3 protein-coding genes are annotated in these 1,748 nt (G+C 39.3%); all 3 read right to left on the reverse strand.

Annotated features, from left to right (window positions below):
* Positions 1 to 710: hypothetical protein (locus tag VE944_RS17470; RefSeq protein ID WP_324979379.1), on the reverse strand; the 710-nt coding region annotated here is incomplete at its 3' end.
* A 130-nt stretch (positions 711 to 840) separates the two neighbouring features.
* Positions 841 to 1,050 (reverse strand): hypothetical protein, encoded by a 210-nt coding sequence (locus VE944_RS17475; RefSeq protein WP_324979381.1) that lies wholly within the window; start codon positions 1,048 to 1,050, stop codon positions 841 to 843.
* A 4-nt stretch (positions 1,051 to 1,054) separates the two neighbouring features.
* Positions 1,055 to 1,312, reverse strand: coding sequence for a hypothetical protein (locus VE944_RS17480; protein ID WP_324979384.1), 258 nt, complete (start codon positions 1,310 to 1,312; stop codon positions 1,055 to 1,057).
* Between the last annotated feature and the right edge of the window lie 436 nt (positions 1,313 to 1,748).

Here is a 1,748-nt window from a genome sequence, read left to right on the forward strand (position 1 = left end):
GGTGACGAATGATAACCATGTAAACTTTCTAAAGATTTTAATATATACTTGATTGCTGTCCCTTCATTTGCATTGCGGAGTTCCTTCACAATTAGGTTAAAGTATGTCCCTTTTATTATTGTGCCAGATGGTAATTGCTCACCTCTAAAAGCAGTTGTAATTGATTCTAGAATCCAAAGCAGTTCTTGAACTGCTTCTCTAGCCCGATTTTCAATCAGTAGTTGTTCAGAACGGCTTAGAGACTTAGTAATGAGTTGCTTTGCAGACTCAGTAAAGGTTGATGGCGATTCGGCCACAGGGATAGCTTCTTCACCTTCGCATAGCTTCACAAGTTTTGGTGGATAGATTTGATAAGCAATCTTGTATTCAAGACAAATACCGTTGATACGTTCAATGTCAGGGATTGCATATTTATCCCGAAGTTTCTCACACGCTTCGTAGAACGCCTCCAGAAACAGGGGTGAGTTTTTAGCCGCGTCTTCCAAATATGACCGTAAATCTGTGCTTGCCCAACTCTCTGAAGTACTCCAGACACTCGTAGAGCCTACTGCATAGGCAAAACACTCTTTAAAATGCTCTAGTAACTTCCAGCGATCTCCCTTAGCTACTATTATGCCAATAAGTTTCTCAAATTCATCAATCGCTGCATTAGGAATAACTGAATCTGGTGAAGAGTTAAAGCGCCATGAATTAGGAAATTGAAGTGACATTTAAATGTTACATATTAAACAACAGTACTTGTATAACTTATTAGAGGTTCATCTTGCAAATTTTCCAGGTACTCTCGGAGTAGAAGATGAGACACATTTATGTGAGACAACTTGATAGATCACGCGATATCTATCCACCACTTTTGCCCGTCGGGATATCACTGTTTTTTGCTCTAACTTTAAAAACAGTCAAGTCTATCCCAGAAATTTGATCGCCGATAAAATTCCCAGCCTGTAGCTGATCAATAATGGGTTGAATGTCAATTTGAATTTGGCGATAACGTTTAGTCAGAGTTTTGAGACGGCGCTTGAAGGGAGGAGTAAAACGAACTTCTGCCATAAATCTAGGCTTCGATATCGTCCCAAAGCTCTAACACTGGAAAAGTTTGTCCAGATGCTGCTTGTCGCACTGACTCTTGCAAATCGGCTAATATTTGTGCTTTTGGCTCTTGTTCATCAATCCAAGCTAAACCACTGACGTTATCAGAATTTATGGAACTTATAAGCTGTTGCCAAAGTTCTACAGGGACGAGTACATCTGTTGTTTCTCCATTTACGTTGGTCACATAACGAATGTGATTTTCAATTTGTGCGATTATCATTATGGTTATTTCTCCTATTATGCTTTTTTGCACCAAATTGCTTTTTTCAACAACCACTAAACAGCATTGTGTATTTTTAGGGACAGATTAGGCTATGCATAGACCCAAAGCGGCTTGTCGTAGACATCGCACCCCTAAACTATAATTTTACCAACTTTTTTAGGGTAAATTTTTGACTTGACTGGGAGTATCACAACGCACATTCCACACCCCCAATTGTCAAAAAAGACTCCCAAGATAAGAAACGAGGGATTGCCAATTTAATTAAATCAACCTAACGAGGAAGACGAAATCCCCAAAAAGCTGTTACTTAATAACTAGTGACTTTTTGCCAAACATGATTTTGATAGCAGACGAATTGTGATGAATACAGCTAATTTTCCGTGGCTGACGACGATTATTCTGTTGCCTATAGCCGCTTCACTACTGATTCCCG

The organism is Nostoc sp. (assembly GCF_035638895.1).
Lineage (GTDB): Bacteria > Cyanobacteriota > Cyanobacteriia > Cyanobacteriales > Nostocaceae > Nostoc.

Bases quoted from the DNA above. Each gene is read 5' to 3' on its own strand.
- VE944_RS17480 (WP_324979384.1), bottom strand. From the start codon at position 1,312: ATGATAATCGCACAAATTGAAAATCACATTCGTTATGTGACCAACGTA.
- VE944_RS17475 (WP_324979381.1), bottom strand. From the start codon at position 1,050: ATGGCAGAAGTTCGTTTTACTCCTCCCTTCAAGCGCCGTCTCAAAACT.